Genomic DNA, 22551 nt, shown 5'->3' on the forward strand with positions numbered 1-22551 from the left:
TCTGCGGCGGCGTCGTGGCTGGTCGCGCAGTTCCCCGCGCCCCTTTGGGGCGCCATCCCTCAGGGCGTGTCGGCCAACCACGGTCGGACCTGCTTGCGGGCCTCGTGCAGGCGGGACTTCAGGGTGCCCAGTGGGACGCCGGCGCGTTCGGCGGCCTCGGCGTAGTCCAGCTGGCAGATGTCGCGGTACACCAACGGCGCGACCAGATGGGGGTGTTCACGCTCGAGCCGGTCCAGCGCCTCCAGCAGGTCGACGCGGGAGCCGGCGATGACACTCGTCGTGCGCGGGTCGACGTACTGTGCGTCGTCGATCGGGGCGGGCTGTTCGGCGGCCCTTCGCTTGAGTTCGCGGTATTTCTGGCGGGCGCAGTTGGCGACGACGGTGTAGAGCCAGGTGCTGAAGCGGCTGCGGCCCTCGAACCCGGTGATCTTCCGGGCGACCTGGAGCAGCACGTCCTGCGCGGCCTCCTCGGCGTCCTCCCGGTTGGGCAGGAACCGCCCGCAGCGCCGGACGACCTCGGGCCGGATCGCGTGCAGCAGATCGTCCAGGGCGGCGCCGTCGCCCGCGGCCGCGCGCCGGGCCAGGTCCTCGGTGGGCGCGGCGTCGGACACGGGGGCTCCCCTCGGTCTCGCGTCAGCAGATCCTCGGCACGGGTCCTCGGTGTGGATCTGAGGCCAGGCATGATAGTCGTATGCACTCCGTCGAGCGGATCGGGCGCTACCGCCTCGAACGCCGCCTGGGTACCGGGGCGTTCGGCACCGTCTGGCTCGCCCACGACGACGAGCTCGACGCCCTCGTGGCCGTCAAGGTGCTCGCCGACAACTGGGCGCACCGGCTGGACGTCCGCGAGCGCTTCCTGTCCGAGGCGCGGATGCTGCGCCGGGCCGGCTCCGACCGGGTCGTCCAGGTCTACGACATCGGCGAACTGTCCGACGGCAGGCCGTACTTCGTGATGGAGTACGCCGACGGCGGCACCCTCACCGACCTGCTCACCGAGGGTCCGCTCCCCGTGCCGGAGGCGCTGCGGCTGACGGCATCGGCCGCCCGGGGCGCCGCGGCGCTGCACGCGGCGGGGATCGTGCACCGGGACATCAAGCCGTCCAACGTGCTGCTGCGCACCTCCCCCGGCGGCGCCGCCCGGGTGCTGCTGGCCGACCTCGGGCTGGCCAAGAGCCTGGCGGAGGCATCCGGTCTCACCCTCGCGGCGGGTTCGGCGGGATACCGGCCGCCCGAGCAGGCCGGGCCCGGCGCGGGTATCGACGAGCGGGCCGACGTGTACAGCCTGGGTGCGGTCGGCTACCACCTCGTCACCGGCGCCGTGCCCGGCGAGCCCGGACACGTCGTACCGCCCGGGCGGCTGCGCCCCGGCCTCGACCCCGGCGTGCAGCAGGCCCTCCTGCACGCACTGGAACCGGACCGCGGGCGCCGCTGGCCCACGGCCCAGGCCTTCGCCGAGGAGCTCGAGCGGCTGGCGTCCCGGGCGCCACGCCCCCGGCGGCCCCGCAGGGCCATCGTGCTGGCCGCCTCCGCGCTGCTGCTAGCGGCGGCTGTCGGTGTGACCCTGGCGCTGGTGACCCGTGAGTCCCCGGCCCCCGGCATCCGCGTCGAGGACTCCACCGGCCGGGTGACGGTCGAAGTGCCCGGCGAGTGGGGCCGGCAGGTACGCGACTCGGGGTGGGATCCCGCGTCGATCGGCCTGCGTCCGGGACGCGAGCCGGGGTTCGCCGTCGCGGACGATCTGGCCAAGTGGCAGGACCTGACGTCGGACGTGAACGGCGTGTTCGTCGGCCTGAGTGAACACGGCGACGTCACCGGGCGGGTGAACGCCCTCGCCCACGCCGGATGCCACTACGACGGCGGCCGTTCCTACACCGGAGAGCGGTGGCACGGGCGGGTCCGCACCTGGACCGACTGCCCGGGCGGCGGAGGGTCGGTCACGGAGGCCGGGCTCGCTCCGGCAGGCGGCGACACGCAGCCTCAGGTGTATGTGCAGATCCGCCAGAACGGCGATCCCTCCCAGTCGGAGCGCATCCTGGACTCGGTAGGAGCGAAGGGATGAAAGGCGCGAACTTTTCCCGCTCCGCGCGCATCGGACATGAGTGACGGGGCACAAGGCGCCGTACGCACGCGTCATGACGGGTGCGGGACACCTCAGGAGCGTTGAGAACCATGGCGAACACCCACCGGTCCGTACGCCGGGCGACCCTGCTGGCGAGCGCCGTCGCCGTGCTGGGACTGCTGACCGGCTGCGGCAACGGCAGCGACAGCAGCAACACCGCGAGCACTCCGGAGACGCTGCCCGGCACGGCAGGTCCCGCGACCGGCACCAGCACCCCCGCTTCGGTCTCCCCCACGACCACACAGCCGAGCGCCACGCCTGAAGTACCCGAAACACCTGGGACGCCCTCCTCGTCCGCCCCCGCCGAGCAGACCCGGCCCGCCACGAGCACCCGGTGCCACACCTCCGAGCTGCGTGCGTCCGTCGGGCGCGTCAACCCGGGGGCCGGGCAGCGGAACTACCCGATCGTGCTGACGAACACCTCGTCCGGCACCTGCACGGTGCGCGGCTACCCGGGCGCCGCCTTCGTCGACGCCTCCGGCAAGCAGTTGGGCCCGGACCCGAAGCGCTCCGAGGGCTCTCCCACCACTGTCACGCTGGCGCCCGGCAGCAGCGCCTGGGCCGGGCTGTCGTACTCCAGCCCCGAGATCAGCGGGGCCCGTACAGCCACACCCGACGCCCTGCTCGTGACGCCGCCCGACGAGCGGGACCCGCTCAAGGTGGCGTGGACGGCCGGTGAGGTTCCGGTGGGCGGCAACGAGTCCTCGGTGTGGCTGTCGGTCTTCAGCCCCGGCACCGGCGCCTGACCCTCCGCCGTGCCGCTCAGCGACCCCAGCCGTCGTACCCGTGGCCGCCGTACCCGTAGCCGTACCCCTGCCCGTATCCGTACCAGCCGTACTGGCCGTTCCAGGAGCAGTAGTACCCGTAGCAGGATGGATTCGAGGTCGGCGTCGGCTGTGCGGTCGACGGGGTCGCGGTGGGCGTCGGCTCGGGAGAAGCGGTGGGCGTGGGTGTGGGCGTCTTCGAAGGCGTCGGCAAGGCGGGCGGCTTCGAGGTGACTGCGGCCGCCTCCCAGTTGACGACCTCCATCTGGAGGTCGGTCTTGGCGGTGTCGATCACCCAGCGCTGGGCCGTGCTGTCGTCGCGGTTCTTGAGGACCAGCGCACCGGCCCCGTCCTCGGCGGAGGTCAGAGCGAGGTCCTGGTTCCAGCGGGGGACCAGGCTGCCCTGGAGGGTGAAGTCGTAGCGGACGTTCTTCGTGTCCGGCTGGGACGTCCCGGTGCAGGGGGCGAGCCGGATCGAGTAGCCGAGGTGGGAGTCGAGGCAGAGGTCGGGGTCGGCGACGTTGCGCAGCAGGCCGTCGGTCTCGTACGTCCACTGCTGGCCGGCCGCGGCGGAGCACTTGGTGACCTCGGCCTCCGCGCCGTCGACGGCCTTCTTGCCCTCGATGCCGATACAGAGACCGGAGTCGACGTTGTGCAGCCGGCCGCTCAGGGCGCCGTCCGCCGCCTCGCCCGACCCGACCCAGGAGGGGTTGCCGGGCGTGGTGCCCGTAACGGGCGCGTCGGAGGAGCGGTCGCCCTCGGACGGGGTGGTGTCGTCCCCGGAGCCGAACGCGGACCACAGGACGAGGGGGAGGACGATCAGGCCGCCCACGATCGCGACGGCCATGGTGACGTTACGGCGGCGGGCGGCGCGGCGGGCGGCCTTGTGGGCCGAGCGAGGGGAGGGCGGGCGATGGGAAGGCATCGCGGGTGCGAACTCCTCGCCCGCGAAAGGCGGTTGTGCCGGGGGCTCCTCCCCGAGGGACACCTCTTCGACTGCCTCGGGCGCCTCCGCCCAGTACTCGCGGTAGGCCCGCGCGCCCCAGCCGAGGACCCCTTCGGCGAGTGCCTTGCCGAGCCCGCCGTTGAAGTGGTCGAGCTGGCAGGCGGTGTAGCGGCAGTGCTTGCAGCCGTCCAGGTGCGTGCGCAGATCGGGGTCGACGTCGACTCCGCCGCGCCGGTAGGTGACGTCGAGCATCCGCTGGAAGCGCCGGCACTCCTGCTCGGGGGCGAGTTCGCGGTGCACCTGGAGGCACTCCTCGCGCAACCGCTCCCGGGCGCGCTGCAGTTCGACGGTCGCGTCCTCTTCGTCGAGGCCGAGCAGTGCGGCCGGTGTCCGAAGGGGCTCGCCCTCCACCTCGACGTGCCAGAGCAGGCAGCGGGCCGATTGGGTCAGCCGCTGGAAGGCCCCGGAGATCAGGCGCCGGTCCTCCGGCGGCAGCAGGCGGGCCGCGACACGGCCGCCGCCCCCGGCCTCGGCTCTCAGCTCGGGGTGGAGCTGTTCGCGTCTGCGGTCGCCGTCCCACTCGGCGGCGATCCGGCGCACCGTGACGAGCAGATGGGGCCGCCACGCGGCCGTCGGCCCGGTCTGTCGCAGGGACTCGCCGAAGAGCCTCGTGAAGGCCGCCGTGGTGAGCATGCCCGCGGCCCGCGGACCGTCGGTGCAGAGTCGCGCGTAGGCGAAGGCCGCTTCCCAGTGCCGGTCGAGGAGTTCACCGACGGGGTGCAGCGCGGGCGCCGTTCCCGTCCATTTCCTCAGCTCGGTGCTGAGTTGTTCGTCCGTCACCTCGAACAGGGGCGCGGACGTGGGGGAATTCGGCAGGCCAGCGTCTTTCAAGGCTGCATTTCCTCTCAAGGGCATCCGGCGTAAAGTCCATACCAAGGGGTATGTGGGCTGCATGTTCTGACTGCACGCCGACAGGGCTCACCTTTGCACAGCTCAGCGAAGCGGAACAAGAGATCTCGTTGATTTGTGGATTACCTTGCCTTGACGGAGACTTGACAGAACGTCAATCCAGGGTGCTATTGGGATCCATTTCCGGCTGACGCCGTACCGACATGGAAATGGCGGCCTTCATTCACCCGGCCGCGGGCCCGCCCCGGTACGCTCCGGGCGGCACCCCGTACCGCTCCCGGAACACCCGATTGAAATGGAACGGGCTCGCGAAGCCCGAAGCCGCGGCCACCCGCTCCACGGTCAGATCGGTACTCTCCAGCAGCCGCGCGGCATGCCGCAGCCGTGCCTCGCGCAGCGCCCGCATCGGCGACTGCCCGAGCGTCCGCGTGAACAGGTGCGCGAAGCGGGAGGGCGACAGCGCGACCCGCTCGGCGAGCGAGCGGACGGTGTGAGGGGCCCCGGGGTCGGCATCGATCAGCTCCTGCGCTCTGCGCACCCTCGGGTCCACGCCGGGCCGTGGCGACGTCCGTGCGGTGGCCGCCGTGAGCAGCACGATTTCCTCCAGGGAGCACAGGGCGAGCTCCCGGGCCGCGGTGCCGTGCGCCACGGCCACCCGGTCGTCCTCCGGCCCGGTCGCCGGCGGTGTCCCGGTGCCCGTCCAGCGGGCGTCGGCGAGCATCCGGCGGAACGCGGCGCCGAGGCGGCCGTGCAGCCCGGTCGGCGTGGGCGTGACGACGTACATCCCGTCCCCGGTGTCGTACGGCCGCAGCCAGGACGGCCAGGACGGACGCGCCTGGCAGTGCACCCACCAGAACTCCCAGTGCCCGGCGACCGGTTCGACTCCGTAGCCGTGCCGGACACCCGGCGCGAGCACGACGAGGTCCCCGGCCGCCGCCCGTGCCCGCGCGCTCCCCTGGCGCAGCTGTCCCCGTCCGCCGGTCGTCCAGGTGAACAGCCAGCTGTCGGCGCCGCGCGGGCGCTGGACGGCGTAGCCCTCGGGCTGGTCGAACCGGCCGACCACCACCAGGCCCGGGGGCGGTGCGGGGACGCCGGGCGCAGCAGTCCCGGGCAATCCGTCAGCGCTCATGGGCATCCTCCTGAAGCACCCTGCGGCCTAGCGTGTTGTACCGAGGACATCCGACCGAGGAGTGGACGTATGACAGCCACGGACATCGGCGCCGCCGGCGCTTCCATCCTGACCGAGGCAGGCCTGAATCGCTTCCGGGAGGACGGCTGCACGGTCGTACGGAAGCTGTTCGGCCACGACGAGATCGACCGGTTGTGCGCGCAGTTCACGGCGCTGCACGCGGCCGGGCCGGTGCCGGGGCACTTCGAGCCGCGCCCGTCCACCGACCCGCTGCTCACCCACCCGAGGGTGATGCACCCGCATGTGATCAACGACCTGGCGCGGAGCGTGCTGCTGGATGCCCGGCTGCGTGAGGTGCTGGAGGTGCTGCTGGGCGAGGAGGTGCTGGCCGCGCAGAGCATGTTCTACTTCAAGCCGCCGGGCGCCCGGGGTCAGGCGCTGCACCAGGACAACTTCTATCTGCGGGTCGAGCCGGGCACCTGCGTGGCCGCGTGGATCGCCTGCGATGTGATCGACCGGGACAACGGCGGGCTGGAGATCGTGCCGGGCACGCACCGGATGGACATCTTCTGTCCCGAGGAGGCGGACGAGGAGCTGTCCTTCGCACGGGAGTACGTGCCGCCGCCGCTCGGTCTGTCACCGGTGCCCGTCGACATGGAGCCGGGGGACGTCCTGTTCTTCAACGGCAGCCTGGTGCATGGCTCGCAGCCGAATCGCACCGCCGATCGGTTCCGGCGGTCCTTCATCGCCCACTACGTCGGCCGGTCGGCCGAGCGCATCGGGCAGCACTACCGCACGCTGACGATGAGCGGGGAGCGGGTGCGGCTGCCGGAGAGTGAGGGGGCGGGGCCGTGCGGTACGGAGTTCGCACCGCACGGGCCGCACTAGGCCGTAGGCCGCGCTTCAGTGACCGACGATCGGATGCGGAGCGTACGGCTGCTCCAACTCCTCGATCTCCTTGTCGCTGAGCCGGAGTTCGACTGCCGCCGCCGCGTCCTCGATGTGCTGCGGCTTGGCCGCGCCGACGATCGGTGCCGCCACGGTGTCCTGGTGGAGCAGCCAGGCGAGGGCTACCTGGGCGCGCGGGACGCCGCGGTCGTTCGCGATGCGCGTCACCGCCTCGACCACCGTGCGGTCGCTCTCGGGATAGAGGCGGCTGCCGAAGTTGTCGTTGGCGCTGCGCTCGGTGACCGTGCCCCAGTCGCGGGTGAGCCGGCCGCGGGCGAGGGGGCTCCAGGGCAGTACGCCGACGCCCTGGTCGGCGCAGAGGGGCAGCATCTCGCGCTCCTCCTCGCGGTAGAGGAGATTGTAGTGGTTCTGCATGGCCACGAACTTCGTCCAGCCGTGCTGCTCCGCCGTGTACTGCATCTTCGAGAACTGCCAGGCGTACATCGAACTCGCCCCGATGTAGCGGACCTTGCCCGCCTTCACCAGGTCGTGCAGCGCCTCCATCGTCTCCTCGACCGGCGTGTGCCGGTCGAAGCGGTGGATCTGGTAGAGGTCGACGTAGTCGGTGCCGAGGCGGCTGAGGCTGTGGTCGATCTCCGCCATGATCGCCTTGCGGGAGAGGCCGGCGCCGTTGGCGCCGGGCCGCATCCGGCCGTTGACCTTCGTCGCCAGCACGATCTCGTCGCGCTGGGCGAAGTCCCGCAGCGCCTTGCCGACGATCTCCTCGCTCGTGCCGTCGGAGTAGACGTTCGCCGTGTCGAAGAAGTTGATCCCGGCATCCAGCGCCTGCCGGATCAGCGGGCGCGACGCCTCCTCGTCGAGGGTCCACTCGTGCACGCCGCGGTCCGGCAGGCCGTAAGTCATGCAGCCCAGACAGATCCGCGAGACGTCCAGGCCCGTCGAACCGAGCTTCACGTACTGCATCGTTGCTGCTCCTGCCTTCGGGGGTGGCTGGCTACAGAGGGGAGCGTACGTCGTTCGTCCCGCCCGCCCCTGTCTCACCGTTCCCCTCCGGACAGCGTGATCCCCGCTTGACGGCCCTGGCCCGCGGGCGATTTGATCACCGGCGTGCTGCAGAACGGAATGGCTGTCCCCCGCGTCGCGGCTCTCGCCACCGTCGCGGGCCTCCTCTCCCTCGCCATGACGGCCTGTGGGTCCTCAGAAGAGGCCACGTCCTCAAAGGTGCGGCTCCCGCCACGCAACGCCGGCTTCGACTACCAGATCGGCGGCCCCTACAAGCCCCCGTCCGGCGTCCGCATCGTCGGCCGCGACCGTACGGCGTCCCCGGCGCCCGGCCTGTACAACATCTGCTACGTCAACGCCTTCCAGGCCCAGCCGGACGCCGACCGGTTGTGGCCCGCCGACCTGCTGCTGCACGACGCGGACGGCGAGGTGGTCGTCGACGAGGACTGGGACGAGGCGCTCCTCGACATCGGTACCGCGGCCAAGCGCGAGCGGATCGCCGCGCGGGTGGGCGAGTGGATCGACGGCTGCGCCGAGAAGGGCTTCGACGCCGTCGAGCCGGACAACTACGACAGCTACACCCGCTCGGACGGCCTGCTCACCGCGAACGACGCGACCGCTTTCATCGCCCTCCTGTCGCAGCACGCCCATGCCCGGCACCTCGCCATCGGCCAGAAGAACACCGTGGAGCTGGCCGGGCAGCGGAAGAAGGCCGGGCTCGATTTCGCGGTCGCGGAGGAGTGCGGTCAGTACGACGAGTGCGGGGTGTACGCCGAGGCCTTCGACGACCGGGTGGTCGACATCGAGTACACCGACAGCGGCCTGCGGAAGGCCCTTTCGGGCTTCGGCGACCGGCTGAGCATCGTGCGCCGGGACGTGCTGGTGTCGACTCCGGGCAGCGAGGGCTACGTCCGCCGGACGCGCTGAACACCCGTTGCTGCCTGCAGGTGACCGCCCGGCGTGGGAGCCGTCGGGCGGTCCGCAAGCTCCCGCATTCTCGGCGCAGACGACCGGCGTCCGGCCGGTCGGGGCCGTGCGGGAGGCACAGGGTGCGAACACGTCCGACAACGCTGAGGACACTGATCGGGGCGGCGGTGCTGGTGCTCGCCGCCGTTTCGCCCGCATGGGGGCGGCCGATCCCGGAGCAGGCCCCGGCTGCCGATCCCCCGGCCACCCTGTGCGCGCCCGCGGGAACCCTGCGCGGACCGGGCGGACAACGGGCCTCCGTCAGCCTGTGCACGGGCAGCGGCACCCCGATGATGGCCGTCTCGGCGCCCGCGACCTGCCGCCGCTCCGCCTGTCTCACCTCGGGCACCTGGACGGCCCGCCGCGACGGGGCGACGGTGGCGTCCGGACCGCTTCCCGGTTCGCACGCCTACCCGGGCCCGGGGACCTACGACATCGAGGCCGACGTCCGGGTACGGTCCGCGCCCGCAGGTGTGGACCTGCGCGGCACCGTCCGCGCCACGCTCACCCTCACCGCGCCGAAGCCGGAGCCGACGCACAGCGTCCGGGTCGACCGCACCACGTTGCGGTCCGGCTCGGTGACCACGCTGACGTACACCGTCTCGCGGGACAGTGACCGCGGCGACGGCAGCGCGCGTTTCGGACTCATCGGGGAGGAGGCGTCAGGGGTGGAGCTGACCACGCCCGATGCTCGCTGCGTCAATCCGCTGGTCGGCCGCCATCCGTCGACGACCCGTCAGCCGCACGCCCTCGACTGCGCGCTCACCGACCTTCAGCCCGGGCGTCCGGCCAAGGTCGTCGTGCGTGTCGCGGTGCCGGACACGTGCTCCACCGTCGTCTCCAAGCTGGGCTACTGGATGCCGCAGGGCCAGGCCGTGTACACCGGCGGCATGCTCGTGGGGCCGGCGGTCGGCTGCCGGTAGGTCAGCGCTCCACGAGGTCGAGTGCGTGCTCCCAGCGGAACTCCGGCCGCCTGCCGTCCTCGTCCGCCTCACCCGAGTAGGGCTCGCCGAAGCGGACGCCCATGCCGCGCAGCCGGATGAGGCTGTCGTGGTAGGCGGGGTGGGCGGCCAGCGCGTCGGACACGCAGGGCAGGGCGGCGATCGGGACGCCGAGGCCGTACGCCTCGCACAGGGTGGCCACGGCGAGGGTGTCGGCGAGGCCCGCCGCCCACTTGTTGACGGTGTTGAAGGTGGCGGGCGCGACCACGACGGCGTCGGGCGGTGGGAAGGGGCGGGGGTCGCCCGGGGTCCGCCAGGCGGAGCGGATCCGGCGTCCGGTCTGCGCCTCGACCGCGGCGGTGTCGAAGAAGCCGTTCATGGCGACGGGGGTCGCGAAGACGCCGACCTCCCAGTCCCGTTCCTGCGCGGCGGTGATCAGCTTGCTGACCTCCGCGGCGATCCCGGCCGCGCAGACGACGACGTAGAGGAAAGGCTTCCCGTCCTGTTCGGTCACCCGGGAACCCTACTCAACCGGGAAGGACCGCCCGCGTTCGGTTTCGGGCCGGGCGCCGAAGATGCGCCGGTCCCGTTCCTCGATCCGTACGTCGTTGATGCTGGCCTCCCGCCGGGTCATCAGCCCGTGTGCGTCGAACTCCCAGAGTTCGTTGCCGTACGAGCGCCACCACTGGCCGTCCGCGTCCCGGCACTCGTACTGGAAGCGGACCGCGATGCGGTCGCCGTCGAAGGCCCACAGGTCCTTGCGCAGCGCGTAGTCCCGCTCGCGCTCCCACTTGGCGGTGAGGAGGTCGATGATCTGCGCGCGGCCGGTGACGAAGGTGTCGCGGTTGCGCCAGACCGAGTCCGGCGAGTAGGCGAGCGAGACCCGCTGCGGGTCGCGGGTGTTCCAGGCGTCCTCGGCCGCCTGGACCTTCTGTGCGGCGGTCTCCCGGGTGAACGGCGGCAGGGGCGGACGGTCGGTCACGAGGCCTCCTCGATCAAGTGGAGAACGTGCGTTCTCCGAGCTGGCTGCTACGGTAGGAGAACGTTCGTTCTCACGTCAAGGAGTGGTCGTCTCATGGACAGCGCAGCCGCCCGGGAGCAGGCACTGGACGCCGCGGAGGAGCTGTTCTACGGGCGCGGCATCCAGTCCGTCGGCATGGACGACATCCGTGGTGCGTCGGGCGTCTCACTCAAGCGGCTCTACCAGCTCTTCCCGGCGAAGGAGCAGCTGGTCGAGGCGTATCTGGAGCGCCGGGACGCGCGCTGGCGCGGGCGGCTGGCCGCATTCGTGGCAGGGCACGAGGATCCCGAGCAGCGGATCCTCGCCGTCTTCGACTGGCTGGAGCGGTGGTTCGGCGAGCCCGGTTTCCGCGGCTGCGCGTGGATCAACTCGTACGGCGAGCTGGGCGCGACGTCCACCCGGGTGGCCGAGCGGGTCCGGGCGCACAAGGAGGCGTTCCGGGACTACGTCGGGGAGCTGGTGGCCGACGCGGGGCGGGACTCCGCGTTCGCCTCGGCCGTGTATCTGCTGGCCGAGGGCGCCATGGTCACGGCGGGGATCACCGGGAGCACGGCGCCCGCGGCTCAGGCGCGGGAGGCGGTACGGCTGTTGCTCGCCTCCTGCGAGTGACGGCGGGCCGGGTTCAACTCCCCGTGTCGGACACCGTGATGGCGCTGACCGGGCAGGCCCGGGCCGCCTCCCGCACCAGGGGGTCGCCGCCTCCGTCCTCCTTGCCCGGCAGCAGGGTGCTGAATCCGTCGTCGTCCTGGGTGAAGACGTCCGGGGCGGTCAGGGCGCACATGCCCGCGCCGATGCAGACGTCCGTGTCGATGTCGATGTGCATGAGGGGAGCCTCTTACCAGGTCACGGGGAGTTCCAGCATCCCCTGGACCGTGTCGCCGGGTTTGAAGGGGATGGCGTCCGCCGGGGCGGCGAGACGCAGCTCGGGCAGGCGGTCGAGCAGGGCGTGCAGGGCGATCTCCAGCTCGGCGCGGGCCAGGTTCTGCCCCAGGCACTGGTGGATGCCGAAGCCGAACGCGACGTGGTGGCGGGCCGGGCGGTGCCAGTCCAGGGTGTCGGGATCGGCGTAGACGGATTCGTCGCGGTTGATGACGGAGGTCGAGAAGAGGACGCCGTCGCCTTCGCGGATCTTGGTGCCGTCCACTTCTATGTCCTCGGTGGCGCGGCGCAGGAGCCCGTCCGCGATCGACAGCAGGCGCAGCAGTTCCTCGACCGCGGTGGGGAGCAGAGCCGGATCGGCACGCAACTCGGCCAGGCGCTCGGGGTGTTGGAGGAGGGTGTAGGTGCCGAGCGAGATCATGTTGGCGGTCGTCTCGTGTCCCGCGACGAGCAGGATGACCGCCAGGGAGATGAGCTCCTGCCGGGTCGGTGTCCCGTCGTCCAGGTGGACGAGGTCGTCGACGAGGCCGTCGCCGGGCTCGGTCCGCTTGCGGTCGATCAACTCGTCGAAGTACGCCTCCAGTCGGGCGCGCGCGTCCTGTGTGTCGGCTGCCGTCGGGCCGCGCAGCAGCCGTCGTGACTGTTCTTCGAAGAAGTCGTGGTCGGCGTAGGGGACGCCGAGCAGGGCGCAGATCACCATCGAGGGCACGGGCAGCGCGAAGGCGGTCACCAGGTCGGCGGGCGGTCCCTGCGCGATCATCGCGTCGAGCCGCTCGTCCACGATCTGCTGGATGCGCGGGCGGAGTTCGGCGGCACGCCTGAGGGTGAATCCGGGGATCACCATGCGCCGCTGGGTGCGGTGCTCGGGGTCGTCGACGCCCAGCAGTGCGGACCTGCGGTCACGGACCCCCGCGAAGCGGGCGGTGGGCGCCGGGAAGTCGGGGTGGGTGCGGTCGGTCGACAGACGGGGGTCGGCGAGCAGGTCGCGGGCGAGGGCGTGGCCGGTGACCAGCCAGGCCGGGCGGCCGTCGTAGAGCGTGATCCGGGCGAGGGGGCGGGCGGCGCGCAGCGGGTCGTAGGCGGTGGGCGGCTGATAGGGGCAGGTCCGGTCCTGCGGGAAGGCGACGGGTTCCGTTTGCGTCATGGGGGCCTCGCAGACGATGGAGTGCCTCGTTCCGTCCGCCATTGGATGCCCTGGGCATCTACTGCGGCCACATCAAGTTCGGCCAGATCACCCGGCGGCGCGATATGGCCGGGGATCGCCGTCATCCCCGGCGCCATGCCGTGGCATCGCGGGGAAATTCGCTTGTCGGGGTGCGGTCGTCGCCCGCAGAATCCGGCCATGTCTATGACCCGTTCCTTGCTGCCGTCGACCGCCGCCGTTCGTCCGGTGCGGTACCAGCAGCAGCCCGGCTGCCCCCGGAGGTCGACGCTTCCCGCGTCGTGACCGGCGCACTCGTCGCGGGGCTGGTCGCGGGCTACGGCATCGCCGTGCCGGTCGGCGCCGTCGGGGCCTATCTGGTTTCGCTCTCCGCCCGTACCTCGCTGCGTATCGGCTCCTGCGCCGCGCTCGGCGTCGCGACGGCCGACGGGATCTATGCGCTGGCGGCCATGGTCGGGGGCTCCGCGCTCGCCCTCGCCCTGGAGCCGGCGCTGGTGCCTCTGCGCTGGGCGTCCGTGCTGGTGCTGATCGCGCTGGCGGTCTGGGGCGCGGTCACGGCCGTACGCCGGTACCGGGGCCGTCGGCTCACCACCCGGTCGGCGTCCCCTCCCCCGAGCCCCGCGCGGGCGTATCTGGGGCTGCTCGGCATCACGCTGCTCAACCCCACCACCGTCATCTACTTCGCCGCCCTCGTGCTCGGCACCCGGACGGCGGACCCGGTGCCGCCCCTCGATCAGGCGGTGTTCGTGCTGGCCGCCTTCCTCGCGTCCGCGAGCTGGCAGTTGCTCCTCGCCGGGGGCGGCGCGCTGCTCGGCCGGGCACTGACCGGGCGGCGGGGCCGGCTGGCGACGGCGCTTGTGTCGAGCGCGGTGATGCTGGCGCTCGCCGTACGGATGCTGGCGACCCCCGCGTGACGGCCACAGGCGTCACGGCGCGAAGGCACGGGCGACGGCGAGACTGTCCTCGTACACGTGATGCCGGACGACCAGCCCGTCCTCGACGGTGAGGTGCAGGGCGAATCTGGCGCGATACGGGCGCCCGGTGGCTTTGGCGGTCTGCCGGATCTCGCCGAGCACCACGGCGTCGGCGCCGTCCACCAGGATGCGCTCGATCTCCGTGGCGGCCTCACCGGGGACGTGATGTGCGGCGAGCTCCCGGTAGTGGGCGGCGGCGTCGGCGCGCGTGGAGCGGGGTCGGATCCACGGGGTGGCGGTGCGGCCGTGCTCGTCCTCGGGCCAGCTCAGCTTCCAGTCGGACCGTTCGGCGTACAACTCGGCGATGCGCTCCGCGTCGCCCTGACCGATCCGCAGCAGCAGTTCCTCCACCACGGCGCGGGTCGTCGTGTCGGTGCTCTTCGTCATGGCGGGCCTCTCGTCCGGCGGGGTGGGTCACGACTGTGCCGGATGAGGCCGATCCGGGGCGATTACCGGCGAAGTAATGGACGCGGCGGGTTCAGGGCACGGGGTATGGATGAAACGCGTGCGGACCGGTGTTGACTGGGCTGCACATGAGTTGGCCGACCGAGGAGCGGAATGCCATGCCTCTTGAGGGTGAGTACGAGCCCAGCCCGGAGCAGTGGGTGCGCGAGCAGGTGGAGCTGTACGAGAGCTCCGGCGGCACCAAGGGAACGACCCTGATGGACACGGGAATGCCCGTCATCCTGCTGACGACCCGTGGCGCGAAGAGCGGGAAGCTCCGCAAGACGCCGCTGATGCGGGTGGAGCACGACGGAAGTTATGCCGCCGTCGCCTCACTCGGCGGCGCTCCCAAGCACCCCGTCTGGTACTTCAACGTCAAGTCCGACCCCCATGTGGAACTCCAGGACGGCCCGGTCAAGCGGGACATGACGGCCCGTGAGGTGACCGGCGCGGAGAAGGCCGATTGGTGGGAGCGCGCGGTGGCGGCATATCCGCCGTACGCCGACTACCAGAAGAAGACCGACCGGGAGATTCCCGTGTTCGTGCTGGAGCCCGCCGACGGCGGGTGACCGCGCGAAAAATCTTGCCCGGCGTGACGCATGAACCCGTGTCCGCCGGGCACCCGAGCCTCAGGCCCCGCCGCGCTCCCCCGTCGCGGCGGGGCTTTCGCGTGCCTCCTGGGCGGACCGGTCGGTCACGTCGAGGAAGATCTCGCCCGCCTCGGGCACGCTGCGGGCGAGGGTGCGCTTGATGCGGACGGCGACCTCCTCGACCCGTTCGCTGTCCATGCCCGGCACCAGGTCGACGCGGGCGGCGACCAGGGTCGCGTCGAGCCCGACCTTCATCGTGTACAGCGCCTCCACGCTGTCGATCTCGGGCTGCTCCCGCAGCAGGGCCCGGATCCGCTCGGCCGCCTCCGGGGCGGCGGCCTCCCCGATCAGCTGGTCGCGCGCGTCGCGTCCCAGCCGGTAGGCGACGTACACCAGCAGCGCGCCGATCGCGAACGACGCGGACGCCTCCCACACGACCTGCCCGGTGGCCAGGTGCAGCAGCATGCCGGCCGCGGCCAGGCTCACGCCCAGCACCGCCGTGCCGTCCTCGGCGATCACCGTGCGCAGCGCCGGGTCGCGCAGTCGGTCCCGGCCGCCCTGACGGTGCGCCTGGTACAGCGCCCGCGCCAGCGAGACGCCTTCGGCGGCGAAGGCGACGCCCAGCACGATCAGGCCCGCCACATAGCCGCTGAGCTTCTCCTCGGTGCCGTTCCTGAGGGCCTCGAAGCCCTGGAAGAAGGAGAAGCAGCCGCCCATCACAAAGATCCCGACGGCCGCGAGCAGCGACCAGAAGAAGCGCTCCTTGCCGTAGCCGAAGGGGTGGCGCCGGTCGGCGGGGCGGCGGCTGCGGCGCAGCGCCGCGAGCAGGAAGACCTCGTTCAGGCTGTCGGCCACGGAGTGCGCCGCCTCCGACAGCAGCGCGGGCGAGCCCGCCGCGAGGCCGCCGACCGCCTTGGCCACCGCGATGACCAGGTTTGCGGCGAGCGCCACCAGCACGGTGACGCGAGTTCTGCGGTCGGCTTTCCGCTTGGCGGGTTTCGACGCGTTCGAGGGTTTCCCACTCACCTACGCCGACTGCCCTTCTCGGTCCGGCTCACACCGTCTCGTCTGCGGAAATCGGGGAAACCGGGGAGGTAGTCGGCAGTGAGGAGCCGGGTGATGAGCGGCGACGACGGAAACCGCGCCTACGGCAGGAAGCCCTTCAAGCGGTCCAAGGCCCACTTCACGGACCGGATCACCGAAGACGCCCGGGACGGCTGGCCGGTGGAGCCGGGCCGCTACCGGCTGGTGGCGAGCCGTGCCTGTCCCTGGGCGAGCCGGGCGGTGATCTCCCGGCGGCTGCTGGGCCTGGAGGACGCCCTGTCGCTGGCCATCGCCGACCCGATCCAGGACGACCGCAGCTGGCGCTTCACCCTGGACCCCGGCGGCCGTGATCCGGTCCTCGGCATCCGGTTCCTCAGTGAGGCGTACGATCGGCGCGAGACCGGCTACCCGGGCGGGGTGAGCGTGCCCGCGATCGTGGACGTACCCAGCGGGAAGCTGGTCACCAACGACTACCAGCAGCTCACCCTGGACCTCGCCACGCAGTGGACGGCTCTGCACCGGGACGGGGCGCCCGATCTGTACCCGCGGGCGTTGCGCCACGAGATCGACACGGTCATGGCGGATGTCTACGAGGACGTCAACAACGGTGTGTACCGGGCCGGGTTCGCCGCCGACCAGGAGACCTACGAGGCGGCCTGCACCGCCCTGTTCCGGCGGCTGGAGCTGCTGTCGCGGCGGCTGGAGGAGCGGCGCTATCTGGTCGGCGACACGATCACCGAGGCGGACGTCCGGCTGTTCACCACGCTGGTGCGTTTCGACGCCGTCTATCACGGCCACTTCAAGTGCAATCTCTGGAAGCTGTCGGAGAGTCCGGTGCTGTGGGCGTACGCCCGTGACCTCTACCAGACGCCCGGCTTCGGTGACACCGTCGACTTCGACCACATCAAGCGGCACTACTACCAGGTGCACACCGGCATCAACCCGACGGGCATCGTGCCCCTCGGACCGGACCTGTCCGGCTGGCGGACCCCGCACCACCGGGAGAGGCTGGGCGGCCGGCCGTTCGGCGAGGGCACACCGCCCGGGCCGGTGCCCACGGCCGAGCAGGTTCCGGCGCGGGGGCGGCCCTGACCACACAGGAGGCAGACGTGGCCAAGAAGCAGCAGAAGCTCAAACTCCCCCTCGCCTACAAACCCCTCGGGTTCGTGATCGGCTGGGCGGGCGGCGCGCTGGCAAGCCTCGCCTTCCAGAAGACATGGAAGGCGATCCGGCACGAGGACGACGCACCCGACCCCCTGGACCGCGAGCGCGGCTGGGGCGAGATCCTGCTGGCCTCCGCCATCCAGGGCGCCATCTTCGCCGTGGTCCGCAGCGCCGTGAACCGCACGGGCGCGAAGGCCGTCGAACGCTCAACCGGGGTGTGGCCGGCCGGGGACACGAGCAAGAAGGCGGACAAGAAGGCCGAGGTGGCCTGAGCAGGTCGGGCGAAGTCCGCTGCGGCTCGGCAGCGCCCCAAAGGGGCGCGGGGCTGTATCGATTTGCGGCTCCGCCGCGTGGGCGCGACCAGCCACGACGGCGCCGCAGACGAACGACGGACAGTTCCGGCACTTCCCGCGGAGCGCCTAGCTCTGCTTCGGTGCCGGAGGCGGAACGCAGCGCAGGGTGAAGGAGTGGCCGGCCGGGTCGGCGTAGCCGCGTTCCTCGAAGGGGCCCGAGGCGTCCTTGGTCTCCAGCGGGCGCCCGCCGAGACCGACGACCCTGCGTTCGGCCTCGTCGAGATCGGACACGACGAAGTCCAGGTGGGCCTGGAGGGAGTTCTCGGGACGCGGCCAACTCGGCGGCGTGGCGTTCACATCGCGGCGGAACGCCAGCCGTGTGCCGCCCGCGCCCTTGATCTCCACCCGGTTGGCGGTCGCGTGCGTCTCCTCCGCCTCCAGGAGTTCCTTGTAGAACACGGCGAGCTTCTCGGGCTCGGCACAGTCGAGCACCACGAGGCCCGCTTCCACCAGTGCCATGTCTCCTCCGTAAGGGTCGGGGACGTACGGTTCCCCGCACGTCCCGGTTAACCCCGTTCCGCGGATTCAGTCGGCCACGAGCCACTCCCCGTCCCGCATCAGGTCGCGTCCGACGAGTTCGTCGGCCTCCCGCCAGGCCTGCACGCGCCGCGGGTGGACGCGGAAGTACAGGTAGGGCGTGGACTGGCGGCGCGGCTCGAAGCCGGTCCTGGCCGCGAAGCGGTCGGCCTCCTCCTCGGGCAGGTCAGCGGGCTCCACCGGCTGCACCGTGCCCTCGACGATCACCACGTCCCGGGTCGGCCCGAACCCGAGCCGCGCTCTGCCCGTCTCGCGCAGGTTCCGGCCCGTCGGGCTCGTGGGCGGGGTGGCGAGGAGGACCGTCGTGCCGTCCCAGAGGTAGGACAGCGGCACGAGATACGGGATGCCTCCGGCGCCGTCGGCCGTGGCGACCCACGTGTCGACGTCGTTCTCCAGACGGTGAAGCGTGTCCTGCAGGCGCTGCTTGGCGGAGCGTGCGGGCGGTGTGCTCATCGTCGGTCGGCCTCCTGAAGAAATGTCGTACGGGGATGACGTGCGCTCAGTCTGGCCGGGCCGAGCCCTGCCGCGCCCGGACCTCCGTCAAACGGGCCGCCGATGCGGAGGCGAGCAGATCCCCGAACTCGTCGAGAAGCGGGAGGCGTTGACGCACGGGCGATGCCCTTCCTGGTGAACCGGGTAGCGCCGGGCGCGGACACCGCCGTTTTCCTGCCCGCCGAACGCCTCGCTCTCGCCGAGGCGTTGACCGCGTACACCGCGGTCTCGGCGTGCATCTCTCACTTACGTCGAAGGCGCGCGAGTATACGCAGCTCAGTGAGTGCGAGCAGTAACACAGATCACCGTCCGGTTACGGTATAGATCATTTACGCTCGGGGCAGCCTCGTACCGCTTACCGGTTCAACTTTCGTACCGCGAAGCCGAGTTCGAGTGCGCGGGCGGTCGCGGCGACCGCCCGCTCGCAGGGGCGGGGGGCTCTGCGTGCCGACCCCCGAAAGGAAGCGCATGCCTCAGGACGTCCGGTTCGACCTCCCCTTCGAGACTCCCGTCAGCGAGCACCTCGAGTACGCCCGGGCACGTCACCTCCGCTGGATCTGGGACATGGGTCTGGTGCGCAGCCAGGCCGGGTTCGAGGAGTACAAGTCCTGGGACCTGCCGCAGGCCGCCGCGCGCACGTATCCGTACGCCTCGGCGAGCGACATGGTCGTCCTGATGAACTGGTTCTCCCTCGCCTTCCTCTTCGACGACCAGTTCGACGCGAACCAGCCGGACCGCGCCGACCCAATAACCGAGGTCGCCCGCGAGCTCATCATCACGCCGCTGCGGCCGGCGGGCTTCCGGCCCCGGGTCGTCTGCCCGATCACCCTGGCCTGGGCGGAGGTCTGGAAACACCTCTCGGATGGCATGTCCCTGACCTGGCGGACCCGGTTCGCCGCGTCCTGGGGACGGTTCCTCGTGGCGCACTGCGAGGAGGTCGACCTGGCCGCCCGGGGTCTGCAAAGCACGCTGGACCTCGACGAGTACGCGCTGTTCCGGCGCCGTACGGTCGGCATCCACCACAGCATCGACGCGGGTGAGCGCAGCCGGGGTTTCGAGGTGCCCGCTCAGGCGATGGCGCATCCGGTGATGGAGCGGATGCGGGATCTGGCCTCGGACACCATCGGGTTCATGAACGACATCCACTCCTTCGAGCGCGAGCGGCGCCGTGGGGACGGCCACAACCTGATCGCCGTGCTGCACCGGGAGCGGGGGTGCTCATGGGAGGAGGCGGCCCAGGAGGCGTATCGGATGACGACCGGCTGCCTCGACGAGTACGTCGAACTTCAGGCGCGTGTCCCTGAGATGTGCGACGAGTTGCGCCTCGATGAGGGTGAGCGGGCGCGGGTGCGGATGGGGGTGGAGGCCATCCAGCACTGGATCAACGGCAATTACGAGTGGGCGCTGGTCACTGGCCGTTATGCGGCTGCGAAGGAAGGGCCCGCCGCTGCGGCCGAGTTGGCGGGGCGGGGGTCGGTGGACGATCTGCTGGCCGTGTGACCAGACACTGCGGGCCGGTGGGGGCTGGTCGCGCCCACGCGGCGGAGCCGCAAATCGATACAGCCCCGCGCCCCTTCGGGGCGCTATCAGCCCCCTCAGACTGCGAACTCCACCGGCAAGCTGTCCAGCCTCGACTCCCACGTCGACGCCGTCGACGTGAGGGCCTCCGGCGGTACCGACAGGCGTAGGCCCGGGAGTCGGTGGAGGAGGACGTCCACGGCTGTTTCGATGATGGCCTGGCCGATGTTCTGGCCCGGGCATTCGTGGGGTCCGCCGCTGAAGGCCAGGTGGGACTGGTTGCCCTGGACGGAGACGCCGGCGTCCGGTCTGATCTCGGGGTCCAGGTTGCCGGCGGCGAGGCCGAGGAGCAGGAGGTCGCCCTCCTTGACGGGGCAGCCGCCGAGTTCGAGGTCGGCGGTGGCGAAGCGTCCCGGCAGCACGGCGAGCGGCGGGGTGTTCCACATGACCTCCTCCACGACGCCGGAGATGTTGAGCTGGCCACTCACCAGCCCGGAGAGCCAGGAGGTGTCGGTGAGGATCAGCTGCAGCACCCGGGCCAGCAGGTTGCTGGTGGTGGTGTGCGCGGTGATCAGCACCAGCCGCAGATGCTGGACGATCTCGTCCTCGTCGAGACCGGAGTGGTGCCCGATGAGGCCGGTGGTGAAGTCGGAGCCCGGCTCCACGCGCTTGCGCTCGGCGAGTTCGGTGAGGATGCCCACGATGCGGTCGTTGTGCTCGAGGGCGTCCGCGCCGCCCTTGATGACCTGGGCGCAGGACTCGGCGAGCGTGCGTCCCTCGGCCTGGGCGAGCCCCAGGACGCGGGTGAGCGCCAGCATGGGCAGATACTCGGCGAAGTCGGCCACCAGATCGGCGCGGCCCTCACCCGCGAACGCGTCGATCTGCTTGTTGGCGAAGTGCGTGACATGGCGGCGGATACCGCGGCCCGAAACGGCCTGCAGATTGTCGGTGACGGCACCGCGCAGCCTGCGGTGCGGCTCGCCGTCCTGCGAGACGCAGTCGGGGCGCCAGCCCACCATCTGGAGGAGCGGGGAGGTGGCGCTGATCCGGCCCTCGTTCCAGTCCCGCCAGATCCGTGAATCACGGCTGAACTGAAGGGGGTTGTCCAGCACCCGCCGGTTCTCCCGGTAGCCGAGCACCAGCCAGGCGGGGACGTCGCCCTCCAGCAGGACCGGCGCGACGGCACCGTACTCCTTGCGCAGCCGCGCGTAGATGCCGTGCGGGTCGGTCGCGGACTCGGGGCCGTAGAGCCGGGTGATGCCGTCGCCGTGGGCGACGGGGCAGCCGGTGGGCGCGTCGGGATCGTTCAGGGGCTGGTCGTTCATCGGGGCTCCCCTGCGACGGCCGAGCGTTCCTTCAAGTGACGTATCAGGGCGACGAGTACGTCACGGCTGGAGGCCCGGTCGCGGGCGTCGCAGGCCACGATCGGGATGTGCGGGGCGATGTCGAGGGCGTCCCGGATCTCGTCGACCGGGTGGTCCTTGGAGTCGGGGAACACGTTCAGCGCGATGACGAAGGGGACGTCCTGCCGCTCCATCTCCTCGATCGCGCGGAAGCTGGAGGCGAGGCGGCGGGTGTCCACCAGGACGACCGCGCCGAGCGCGCCCTTGAACAGGCCGTTCCACAGGAACCAGAACCGCTCCTGGCCCGGGGTGCCGAACAGGTACAGGACCAGCTCGTCGTTGATGCCGATCTTGCCGAAGTCCAGGCTGACCGTGGTCTCGGCCTTGTCGGCCACACCGATGAGGTGATCGACGTCGGCGCTGGCCTGGGTGAGGGTCTCCTCGGTGGTGAGCGGCTTGATGTCGCTGACCGAGCGGACCATGGTGGTCTTCCCGGTGCCGAAGCCCCCGGCGATCATCACCTTCACCGAGCGGGTGCCGTCACCGGCCGTCCGGCCGGGATGGTCAAAGCCTTTCAAGTCCACTGAGTACCTCCTCAAGGAGCGCGAGGTCGGGCCCGCGACCGGCGTCGTGCGCCGGGATGGGGTCACGGGCTTCGACGCGGCCTGCCTCGAGCAGATCCGTCAGCAGCACCGCGAGAATGTTGAACGGCAGTCCGAGGTGGGCGCCGAGTTCGGCCACCGACAGCGGATCGCGGCAGCGCCGGAGGATGTCCTCGTGCTCGTGCTGCATGCCCGGTACGGGGGCGGAGAGGGAGACGATGAGGGTCGCCACGTCGAGACTCGACGCCGAACCGCCCGGTCCGCTACGTCCCCGGGTGACGACGTAGTAGCGCTCGAGACCGGAGGGGTCCGCGGGCCGGCGGGGAGCACTCATCCAGAGTGCTCCTCCAGGCGCGGAGTGGTGCCGAGGAGCTCTCCCATCCTGCGGGCCAGATCCCTCATCTGGTGTCCGAGCAGGCCCTGGTCGAGGCCCTCGCGGGCCAGGACTCCGAGATACGTCTCCACACCCGCGCGGACGACGAAGAGATGACCGCCGTCGACCTCGATCATCGCCAGCCGCAGCTGCCCCGCGTACTTGGGGAACTGCTCGGCGACCGGCTGGGCCAGCGCCTGCAGGCCGGCCACCACGGCGGCGAAACGGTCCACGTCGTCGGGGTCTTCGGCGCCGTAGGAGGTGATGGCCTTGCCGTCACTGGAGGCCACGAGGGCGAAGCGGATCTCCGGGATGGACTCCACCAGATCGCGGAGCGCCCAGCTCACGTCGGTTCCCTGTTGCGTCATGT

27 protein-coding genes are annotated in these 22551 nt (G+C 71.3%); 11 read left to right on the forward strand and 16 right to left on the reverse strand.

All coding sequences use genetic code 11. From position 1 onward, the window contains the following. Nucleotides 1–59: 59 nt before the first annotated feature. Entirely contained in the window at nucleotides 60–611 is a 552-nt protein-coding gene (locus AB0I98_RS17970) for an RNA polymerase sigma factor (RefSeq protein WP_362942295.1), read from the reverse strand. A gap of 80 nt (nucleotides 612–691) precedes the next feature. Between AB0I98_RS17970 and AB0I98_RS17975 the strand changes: the two genes are divergently transcribed. Continuing rightward, nucleotides 692–2059: a serine/threonine-protein kinase gene (locus tag AB0I98_RS17975; RefSeq protein WP_362942298.1), complete on the forward strand. Its 1368-nt coding sequence runs from the start codon at nucleotides 692–694 to the stop codon at nucleotides 2057–2059. Between the two features lie 110 nt (nucleotides 2060–2169). Then, nucleotides 2170–2865: a DUF4232 domain-containing protein gene (locus AB0I98_RS17980; RefSeq protein ID WP_362942301.1), complete on the forward strand. Its 696-nt coding sequence runs from the start codon at nucleotides 2170–2172 to the stop codon at nucleotides 2863–2865. A 16-nt stretch (nucleotides 2866–2881) separates the two neighbouring features. On the opposite strand, the gene AB0I98_RS17985 is transcribed toward AB0I98_RS17980, so the two are convergent. Beyond that, a complete protein-coding gene (locus tag AB0I98_RS17985; protein ID WP_362942304.1) occupies nucleotides 2882–4720 on the reverse strand; it encodes a ricin-type beta-trefoil lectin domain protein in 1839 nt (612 codons plus the stop codon). Nucleotides 4721–4961: 241 nt separating this feature from the next. Beyond that, a complete protein-coding gene (locus tag AB0I98_RS17990; protein WP_362942307.1) occupies nucleotides 4962–5867 on the reverse strand; it encodes a helix-turn-helix domain-containing protein in 906 nt (301 codons plus the stop codon). A gap of 69 nt (nucleotides 5868–5936) precedes the next feature. On the opposite strand from AB0I98_RS17990, the gene AB0I98_RS17995 reads away from it, so the two are divergent. Further along, the gene (locus AB0I98_RS17995) at nucleotides 5937–6755 is read left to right on the forward strand and encodes a phytanoyl-CoA dioxygenase family protein (protein ID WP_362942310.1); all 819 of its coding nucleotides are present in this window, start codon (nucleotides 5937–5939) and stop codon (nucleotides 6753–6755) included. A gap of 15 nt (nucleotides 6756–6770) precedes the next feature. Here the strand turns inward: AB0I98_RS17995 and AB0I98_RS18000 are convergent, their stop codons facing one another. Next, nucleotides 6771–7739, reverse strand: a complete 969-nt coding sequence (locus tag AB0I98_RS18000) for an aldo/keto reductase (protein WP_362942313.1) — start codon at nucleotides 7737–7739, stop codon at nucleotides 6771–6773. 216 nt (nucleotides 7740–7955) lie between these two features. Between AB0I98_RS18000 and AB0I98_RS18005 the strand changes: the two genes are divergently transcribed. Both AB0I98_RS18005 and AB0I98_RS18010 read left to right on the forward strand, forming a co-directional pair. Then, entirely contained in the window at nucleotides 7956–8705 is a 750-nt protein-coding gene (locus AB0I98_RS18005; protein ID WP_362942593.1) for an endo alpha-1,4 polygalactosaminidase, read from the forward strand. Between the two features lie 122 nt (nucleotides 8706–8827). Beyond that, nucleotides 8828–9667 (forward strand): hypothetical protein, encoded by an 840-nt coding sequence (locus AB0I98_RS18010; protein WP_362942316.1) that lies wholly within the window; start codon nucleotides 8828–8830, stop codon nucleotides 9665–9667. 1 nt (nucleotide 9668) lies between these two features. Here AB0I98_RS18010 and AB0I98_RS18015 read toward each other — a convergent pair whose 3' ends face one another. Together AB0I98_RS18015 and AB0I98_RS18020 are read right to left on the reverse strand one after the other, a co-directional pair. Next, on the reverse strand, nucleotides 9669–10199 hold the full coding sequence (locus tag AB0I98_RS18015; protein WP_362942319.1) for a flavoprotein: 531 nt from the start codon (nucleotides 10197–10199) through the stop codon (nucleotides 9669–9671). 9 nt (nucleotides 10200–10208) lie between these two features. Continuing rightward, entirely contained in the window at nucleotides 10209–10667 is a 459-nt protein-coding gene (locus tag AB0I98_RS18020) for a nuclear transport factor 2 family protein (protein ID WP_362942322.1), read from the reverse strand. A 93-nt stretch (nucleotides 10668–10760) separates the two neighbouring features. On the opposite strand from AB0I98_RS18020, the gene AB0I98_RS18025 reads away from it, so the two are divergent. Next, on the forward strand, nucleotides 10761–11315 hold the full coding sequence (locus AB0I98_RS18025; RefSeq protein ID WP_362942325.1) for a TetR/AcrR family transcriptional regulator: 555 nt from the start codon (nucleotides 10761–10763) through the stop codon (nucleotides 11313–11315). A gap of 13 nt (nucleotides 11316–11328) precedes the next feature. On the opposite strand, the gene AB0I98_RS18030 is transcribed toward AB0I98_RS18025, so the two are convergent. Both AB0I98_RS18030 and AB0I98_RS18035 read right to left on the reverse strand, forming a co-directional pair. Continuing rightward, nucleotides 11329–11529, reverse strand: coding sequence for a ferredoxin (locus AB0I98_RS18030; protein WP_362942328.1), 201 nt, complete (start codon nucleotides 11527–11529; stop codon nucleotides 11329–11331). Between the two features lie 12 nt (nucleotides 11530–11541). Beyond that, nucleotides 11542–12729 carry a cytochrome P450 gene (locus tag AB0I98_RS18035; RefSeq protein WP_362942331.1) on the reverse strand — a complete coding sequence of 396 codons (1188 nt, stop codon included), beginning with the start codon at nucleotides 12727–12729 and terminating at the stop codon, nucleotides 11542–11544. A 299-nt stretch (nucleotides 12730–13028) separates the two neighbouring features. On the opposite strand from AB0I98_RS18035, the gene AB0I98_RS18040 reads away from it, so the two are divergent. Then, on the forward strand, nucleotides 13029–13661 hold the full coding sequence (locus AB0I98_RS18040; protein WP_362942595.1) for a LysE family transporter: 633 nt from the start codon (nucleotides 13029–13031) through the stop codon (nucleotides 13659–13661). Nucleotides 13662–13673: 12 nt separating this feature from the next. Here the strand turns inward: AB0I98_RS18040 and AB0I98_RS18045 are convergent, their stop codons facing one another. Continuing rightward, nucleotides 13674–14108 (reverse strand): nuclear transport factor 2 family protein, encoded by a 435-nt coding sequence (locus tag AB0I98_RS18045; RefSeq protein WP_362942334.1) that lies wholly within the window; start codon nucleotides 14106–14108, stop codon nucleotides 13674–13676. A 176-nt stretch (nucleotides 14109–14284) separates the two neighbouring features. Here AB0I98_RS18045 and AB0I98_RS18050 point away from each other — a divergent pair, with 176 nt between their 5' ends. Then, nucleotides 14285–14734: a nitroreductase family deazaflavin-dependent oxidoreductase gene (locus tag AB0I98_RS18050; RefSeq protein ID WP_362942337.1), complete on the forward strand. Its 450-nt coding sequence runs from the start codon at nucleotides 14285–14287 to the stop codon at nucleotides 14732–14734. A 60-nt stretch (nucleotides 14735–14794) separates the two neighbouring features. Here AB0I98_RS18050 and AB0I98_RS18055 read toward each other — a convergent pair whose 3' ends face one another. Then, nucleotides 14795–15781 (reverse strand): cation diffusion facilitator family transporter, encoded by a 987-nt coding sequence (locus tag AB0I98_RS18055; protein ID WP_362942340.1) that lies wholly within the window; start codon nucleotides 15779–15781, stop codon nucleotides 14795–14797. A gap of 93 nt (nucleotides 15782–15874) precedes the next feature. On the opposite strand from AB0I98_RS18055, the gene AB0I98_RS18060 reads away from it, so the two are divergent. Next, entirely contained in the window at nucleotides 15875–16891 is a 1017-nt protein-coding gene (locus tag AB0I98_RS18060) for a glutathione S-transferase C-terminal domain-containing protein (RefSeq protein WP_362942343.1), read from the forward strand. 17 nt (nucleotides 16892–16908) lie between these two features. Then, nucleotides 16909–17235, forward strand: a complete 327-nt coding sequence (locus tag AB0I98_RS18065) for a DUF4235 domain-containing protein (protein ID WP_362942346.1) — start codon at nucleotides 16909–16911, stop codon at nucleotides 17233–17235. Between the two features lie 147 nt (nucleotides 17236–17382). On the opposite strand, the gene AB0I98_RS18070 is transcribed toward AB0I98_RS18065, so the two are convergent. Both AB0I98_RS18070 and AB0I98_RS18075 read right to left on the reverse strand, forming a co-directional pair. After that, complete coding sequence (locus AB0I98_RS18070; RefSeq protein ID WP_362942349.1) at nucleotides 17383–17775, reverse strand: VOC family protein; 393 nt, start codon at nucleotides 17773–17775, stop codon at nucleotides 17383–17385. A 66-nt stretch (nucleotides 17776–17841) separates the two neighbouring features. Continuing rightward, a complete protein-coding gene (locus tag AB0I98_RS18075; protein WP_362942352.1) occupies nucleotides 17842–18306 on the reverse strand; it encodes a pyridoxamine 5'-phosphate oxidase family protein in 465 nt (154 codons plus the stop codon). 507 nt (nucleotides 18307–18813) lie between these two features. On the opposite strand from AB0I98_RS18075, the gene AB0I98_RS18080 reads away from it, so the two are divergent. Then, nucleotides 18814–19845, forward strand: coding sequence for a 7-epi-alpha-eudesmol synthase (locus AB0I98_RS18080; RefSeq protein ID WP_362942355.1), 1032 nt, complete (start codon nucleotides 18814–18816; stop codon nucleotides 19843–19845). 95 nt (nucleotides 19846–19940) lie between these two features. On the opposite strand, the gene AB0I98_RS18085 is transcribed toward AB0I98_RS18080, so the two are convergent. From AB0I98_RS18085 to AB0I98_RS18100, 4 genes are read right to left on the reverse strand one after another with little or no spacing between them, the layout of a single operon-like run. Next, nucleotides 19941–21188: a cytochrome P450 gene (locus AB0I98_RS18085; protein WP_362942358.1), complete on the reverse strand. Its 1248-nt coding sequence runs from the start codon at nucleotides 21186–21188 to the stop codon at nucleotides 19941–19943. Beyond that, nucleotides 21185–21790, reverse strand: a complete 606-nt coding sequence (locus AB0I98_RS18090; RefSeq protein WP_328436645.1) for an ATP/GTP-binding protein — start codon at nucleotides 21788–21790, stop codon at nucleotides 21185–21187. The genes AB0I98_RS18085 and AB0I98_RS18090 overlap by 4 nt, the downstream gene beginning before the upstream one ends. Further along, on the reverse strand, nucleotides 21771–22142 hold the full coding sequence (locus AB0I98_RS18095; RefSeq protein WP_362942360.1) for a DUF742 domain-containing protein: 372 nt from the start codon (nucleotides 22140–22142) through the stop codon (nucleotides 21771–21773). The genes AB0I98_RS18090 and AB0I98_RS18095 overlap by 20 nt, the downstream gene beginning before the upstream one ends. Next, nucleotides 22139–22549 carry a roadblock/LC7 domain-containing protein gene (locus tag AB0I98_RS18100; protein ID WP_015655861.1) on the reverse strand — a complete coding sequence of 137 codons (411 nt, stop codon included), beginning with the start codon at nucleotides 22547–22549 and terminating at the stop codon, nucleotides 22139–22141. Before AB0I98_RS18100 ends, AB0I98_RS18095 begins: the two co-directional genes overlap by 4 nt. Nucleotides 22550–22551 lie beyond the last annotated feature (2 nt).

Origin of the sequence: Streptomyces sp. NPDC050211, from assembly GCF_040656035.1 — a bacterium.
Classification (GTDB): domain Bacteria; phylum Actinomycetota; class Actinomycetes; order Streptomycetales; family Streptomycetaceae; genus Streptomyces.

Coding starts and splice junctions, on each gene's coding strand:
- AB0I98_RS17975 (WP_362942298.1), top strand. CDS start 692: ATGCACTCCGTCGAGCGGATCGGGCGCTACCGCCTCGAACGCCGCCTG.
- AB0I98_RS17980 (WP_362942301.1), top strand. CDS start 2,170: ATGGCGAACACCCACCGGTCCGTACGCCGGGCGACCCTGCTGGCGAGC.
- AB0I98_RS17990 (WP_362942307.1), bottom strand. CDS start 5,867: ATGAGCGCTGACGGATTGCCCGGGACTGCTGCGCCCGGCGTCCCCGCA.
- AB0I98_RS17995 (WP_362942310.1), top strand. CDS start 5,937: ATGACAGCCACGGACATCGGCGCCGCCGGCGCTTCCATCCTGACCGAG.
- AB0I98_RS18000 (WP_362942313.1), bottom strand. CDS start 7,739: ATGCAGTACGTGAAGCTCGGTTCGACGGGCCTGGACGTCTCGCGGATC.
- AB0I98_RS18005 (WP_362942593.1), top strand. CDS start 7,956: ATGACGGCCTGTGGGTCCTCAGAAGAGGCCACGTCCTCAAAGGTGCGG.
- AB0I98_RS18025 (WP_362942325.1), top strand. CDS start 10,761: ATGGACAGCGCAGCCGCCCGGGAGCAGGCACTGGACGCCGCGGAGGAG.
- AB0I98_RS18030 (WP_362942328.1), bottom strand. CDS start 11,529: ATGCACATCGACATCGACACGGACGTCTGCATCGGCGCGGGCATGTGC.
- AB0I98_RS18035 (WP_362942331.1), bottom strand. CDS start 12,729: ATGACGCAAACGGAACCCGTCGCCTTCCCGCAGGACCGGACCTGCCCC.
- AB0I98_RS18045 (WP_362942334.1), bottom strand. CDS start 14,108: ATGACGAAGAGCACCGACACGACGACCCGCGCCGTGGTGGAGGAACTG.
- AB0I98_RS18050 (WP_362942337.1), top strand. CDS start 14,285: ATGCCTCTTGAGGGTGAGTACGAGCCCAGCCCGGAGCAGTGGGTGCGC.
- AB0I98_RS18060 (WP_362942343.1), top strand. CDS start 15,875: ATGAGCGGCGACGACGGAAACCGCGCCTACGGCAGGAAGCCCTTCAAG.
- AB0I98_RS18070 (WP_362942349.1), bottom strand. CDS start 17,775: ATGGCACTGGTGGAAGCGGGCCTCGTGGTGCTCGACTGTGCCGAGCCC.
- AB0I98_RS18075 (WP_362942352.1), bottom strand. CDS start 18,306: ATGAGCACACCGCCCGCACGCTCCGCCAAGCAGCGCCTGCAGGACACG.
- AB0I98_RS18080 (WP_362942355.1), top strand. CDS start 18,814: ATGCCTCAGGACGTCCGGTTCGACCTCCCCTTCGAGACTCCCGTCAGC.
- AB0I98_RS18085 (WP_362942358.1), bottom strand. CDS start 21,188: ATGAACGACCAGCCCCTGAACGATCCCGACGCGCCCACCGGCTGCCCC.
- AB0I98_RS18095 (WP_362942360.1), bottom strand. CDS start 22,142: ATGAGTGCTCCCCGCCGGCCCGCGGACCCCTCCGGTCTCGAGCGCTAC.
- AB0I98_RS18100 (WP_015655861.1), bottom strand. CDS start 22,549: ATGACGCAACAGGGAACCGACGTGAGCTGGGCGCTCCGCGATCTGGTG.